This is a genomic window from Xanthomonas sp. MUS 060, assembly GCF_000963215.1.
Classification (GTDB): domain Bacteria; phylum Pseudomonadota; class Gammaproteobacteria; order Xanthomonadales; family Xanthomonadaceae; genus Xanthomonas_A.
The window spans coordinates 1-4,516 of record NZ_JZIM01000054.1; the positions used below are offsets into that span (position 1 = coordinate 1).

Annotated in this window: 3 protein-coding genes; all 3 read right to left on the reverse strand. The window is 63.6% G+C overall.

Annotated elements, in window-relative coordinates:
• Positions 1-294: hypothetical protein (locus XANALMUS060_RS20795; protein WP_045739393.1), on the reverse strand; the 294-nt coding region annotated here is incomplete at its 3' end.
• Between the two features lie 687 nt (positions 295-981).
• Positions 982-1,878, reverse strand: coding sequence for an AMP-binding protein (locus XANALMUS060_RS17900; RefSeq protein WP_052688261.1), 897 nt, complete (start codon positions 1,876-1,878; stop codon positions 982-984).
• On the reverse strand, positions 1,875-4,379 hold the full coding sequence (locus XANALMUS060_RS16630; RefSeq protein WP_045739392.1) for a condensation domain-containing protein: 2,505 nt from the start codon (positions 4,377-4,379) through the stop codon (positions 1,875-1,877). The genes XANALMUS060_RS17900 and XANALMUS060_RS16630 overlap by 4 nt, the downstream gene beginning before the upstream one ends.
• Positions 4,380-4,516 lie beyond the last annotated feature (137 nt).

Consider the following 4,516-nt stretch of genomic DNA (forward strand, 5'->3'; position numbering starts at 1 on the left):
GGGGGTCAGCAGTTCGCTCCACAGCTTGGCCAGAGTAATTTCGACCTCGCTGCGCGGAGCGAGGTAGTCGCTGTCGCCGCTGGCGGCTTGCGGCTCGGGCAGGCTCAAGGTATCGAGCTTGCCATTGGGCAAGCGCGGAAGCGCCGGCAGCGACTGGAAGCGCGTTGGCAGCATGTAGGTAGGCAAGCGTTCCTGCAGTAGCTTGCGCAGCTCGTCGAGGTTCAGCACACCCTGGCGTGGCACCACGTAGGCCAACAGTTCCGGCGTGGGCGAGCCTTGCGGCCAACCGATCACGGCGGCCTCGGCGAAGGCTCAAGGTATCGAGCTTGCCATTGGGCAAGCGCGGAAGCGCCGGCAGCGACTGGAAGCGCGTTGGCAGCATGTAGGTAGGCAAGCGTTCCTGCAGTAGCTTGCGCAGCTCGTCGAGGTTCAGCACACCCTGGCGTGGCACCACGTAGGCCAACAGTTCCGGCGTGGGCGAGCCTTGCGGCCAACCGATCACGGCGGCCTCGGCGATCTGTCTGCAGGTGGGCCGCCAGGGCTTTCTCCACCTGGCGCACGTCCACGCGGTAGCCGCGGACCTTGACCTCGTAGTCGCGCCGGCCGAGCAGTTCAGGTGGGCCGCCAGGGCTTTCTCCACCTGGCGCACGTCCACGCGGTAGCCGCGGACCTTGACCTCGTAGTCGCGCCGGCCGAGCAGTTCCAGCGTGCCGTTGTCCAGTAGGCGGGCCATGTCCCCGGTCCTGTACAGACGCGAGCCGGGGGGGCCGTAGGGATTGGCGATGAAGCGCGCGGCGGTCAGGCCGCCCTGGCGCCAATAGCCGTGCGCAATGCCGAGGCTTTCGATGTGCACTTCGCCCATGATGCCAGGCGGCAACGGTCGCAGTTGTTCGTCGAGCACATGGACCTTGGTATTGGCGATGGGCCGTCCGACCGGGACGAAGCCGCTGCCGCTGTGCTGCTCGGCCGGATCGCAATAGGTCATGTCGTTGATTTCGGTACAACCGTAGATGTACCAGGCCGTGCAGGCAGGCAGCAGCGTCCTGAGCCGTTGCAGCAGTTCCGTCGGGCAGGGTTCGATGGAGACGAAGAGCTGGCGCAGTCGCGCCAGCCGCTGTGGCGTCTGAGCAACGTGGTCGAGCAGCGCGTTGAGCTGGGAAGGAAAGGTATACAAGCGTGTGATCCGCCAGGTTTCCAGCGCGCGCACGAAAGCGGGTCTGAGCAACGTGGTCGAGCAGCGCGTTGAGCTGGGAAGGAAAGGTATACAAGCGTGTGATCCGCCAGGTTTCCAGCGCGCGCACGAAAGCGGGGATGGATGTCACGCACGGTATCCTCGTCGATGAACACCTGCGGTACGCCAGCAAGCAGGCCGGCGAGCAGTTCCTTGACCGAGATGGCAAAGGCGATCGAGGTCTTTTGCGCCACCCGCTCCCCGGCCTCGAACGGCGCACGCGCCCACAGCGCATGCAGCCAGTTGAGGATTTGCCGATGGGGCACCATCACCCCTTTGGGACGACCGGTGGAACCGGAGGTGTACATCACGTAGGCCATCTGCGCCGGATGCAGGGCATGCGGCAGTGGCGTATGCGGTTGACGAGCGATGGCGGCATCGTCCAGGCGCAGCAGCGGTACCTGGATCAGTTGCCCGTCGATGTTCTTGCCGCAGAGCAACAGCCGTGGCTGCGCGTCGTCGAGGATCTGCTGAATGTAGGCGGTGGGGTAATGCGGGTCCAACGGCACGTAGCAGCCACCGGCCTTGAGCACGCCGAGCAGGGCAATGAGGAAATCGGGCGAGCGGTCGAACCACAGGGCGACGCGCTCCCGCGGGCGCAGGCCGCGTTCGATCAGGCAATGCGCCAGGCGGTTGGCGTGTGTCACGCACGGTATCCTCGTCGATGAACACCTGCGGTACGCCAGCAAGCAGGCCGGCGAGCAGTTCCTTGACCGAGATGGCAAAGGCGATCGAGGTCTTTTGCGCCACCCGCTCCCCGGCCTCGAACGGCGCACGCGCCCACAGCGCATGCAGCCAGTTGAGGATTTGCCGATGGGGCACCATCACCCCTTTGGGACGACCGGTGGAACCGGAGGTGTACATCACGTAGGCCATCTGCGCCGGATGCAGGGCATGCGGCAGTGGCGTATGCGGTTGACGAGCGATGGCGGCATCGTCCAGGCGCAGCAGCGGTACCTGGATCAGTTGCCCGTCGATGTTCTTGCCGCAGAGCAACAGCCGTGGCTGCGCGTCGTCGAGGATCTGCTGAATGTAGGCGGTGGGGTAATGCGGGTCCAACGGCACGTAGCAGCCACCGGCCTTGAGCACGCCGAGCAGGGCAATGAGGAAATCGGGCGAGCGGTCGAACCACAGGGCGACGCGCTCCCGCGGGCGCAGGCCGCGTTCGATCAGGCAATGCGCCAGGCGGTTGGCGTGTTGGTCGGTCCAGTTGGGCATAGCTCAACTGTCGGTGTTGATCGGCACAAGCCAGTTCCTCGGCGTGCAGTGCCACTTGCGCATCGAACAGATCCAGCACACTGCGCGAGGTATCCAGAGTATGAGGGGTGACCTCGGTGCGAGCGACCGGCAGCGAAAAATCCGAGAGGCGGCAGTGGGGTTCTTCCAGCATCCGCTCCAGCACTCTTTGGTGGTGGGCCAGCATGCGCTGAACCGTAGCCGCCGAAAACAGCTCCGCGGCGTATTCGACAGTGACTTCCAGGTGGCTTCCGTCGCCGATGAACTGCAGGTCCAGCTCGTTGGGTGTGGTGCGTTCGCCAAATTCCATCTGAGCGCTGAGGAAGGTCTGGGCAAATGCATTGACGCCTTCGGTGGCGAAATTTTGGTGTCGGAGCATGACCGGCACGAGCGGGATCTGACTGCTGTCACGCGGTTTTTTGAGGGCGCTTAAGACATGCTCGAACGGCAGTGCGCGATGCGCGTAGGCGTCCAGCACTTGCTGGCGCACGTGCTGCAGGAAATCCTCGGCAAAGGCGTGACTGCCCAAGTCTAGGCGTACCGCCAGGATATTGACGAAAAATCCGATCAGATTCTCGGTTTCCAGCTGATCGCGTCCGGCGCTGGTAGTACCTAAGCAGAGTTCTCGCCGGCCGGTGTACTGGTGCAAGACGATCGCCAGGCTCGCCATAAGTGTCATGAACGAGGTGACGCGCCGTTCCTGGCTGAATGCGGCCAGACGCGCGGCCAAGGCGTCGGGATAGGTCAGGTGCAGTATGCCAGCACGCCAGGCTCTATTAGCCGGGCGTGGAAAATCGTAGGGTAAGGTCAGCCCTTCTTCGTAACCATGCAAACGCTGTTTCCAATAATCCAAATCGGCGCTGAAATCCTGTAAGCGCTGCCATGTAGCATAGTCGGCATATTGCAGCGGCAGCGGTGGCAGTGCCGCTGGCGTCTGCTGTAGCGCGGCTATATAGAAAGCACGTAGGTCGCGAAAGATCAGGTTAATCGACCAGCCGTCGCAGATGATGTGATGCATGTTCATCAGGAACACGTGGTAATCGTCCGATACGCGCAGCACCGATACCTTGAGCAGCGGGCCGTGGGCAAGGTCGAATACGTGCGCGGCGTGCTCGGCGACTAGGCGTGGCACTTCTGCGGGTGTCGCCGTGATGCAAGGCACTGGGACCTGCATGGCGTCGGCGATGTGCTGGCTGGGATAATCGCCGCCAGCGCAAGTTGCTATGCGGGTGCGCAAGGTTTCATGCCTGGCCACCAGCGCCTGGATCGCCTCGCGCAGCGCTGACATCGAGAAATCGGCACTGCGCAAATGGCAGGCGAAGGCGACATTGTAACTGGTACGCTGCTCGGGCATGTGTTCGTGCACGAACCACAGGCGCTCCTGCTGATAGCTCAGCGGAACGGGAGCATCGCGCACGGCACGGGAAGAGATGGTGTTGCCGCCAGTCGGAGCCTGTTGTTGCCGCGCTTCGTTGACCACTCGGGCAAAATCTTCCAGCACAGGCGATTCGAACAGCGTGTTGACCCGCACTTCGATGTCGAAACTCTGGCGGATACGCGAGAACAACTGGGTGGCAAGCAGCGAGTGACCGCCGAGGTTGAAGAAGTTGTCGTTGAGGCCCACGCGTAAGGGTTCGGCCTGTGCGGGTGTCAGCAGTTCGCTCCACAGCTTGGCCAGAGTAATTTCGACCTCGCTGCGCGGAGCGAGGTAGTCTGTCAGCAGTTCGCTCCACAGCTTGGCCAGAGTAATTTCGACCTCGCTGCGCGGAGCGAGGTAGTCGCTGTCGCCGCTGGCGGCTTGCGGCTCGCTGTCGCCGCTGGCGGCTTGCGGCTCGGGCAGGCTCAAGGTATCGAGCTTGCCATTGGGCAAGCGCGGAAGCGCCGGCAGCGACTGGAAGCGCGTTGGCAGCATNAGCGCGCGGCGGTCAGGCCGCCCTGGCGCCAATAGCCGTGCGCGTCCTGTACAGACGCGAGCCGGGGGGGCCGTAGGGATTGGCGATGAAGCGCGCGGCGGTCAGGCCGCCCTGGCGCCAATAGCCGTGCGCAATG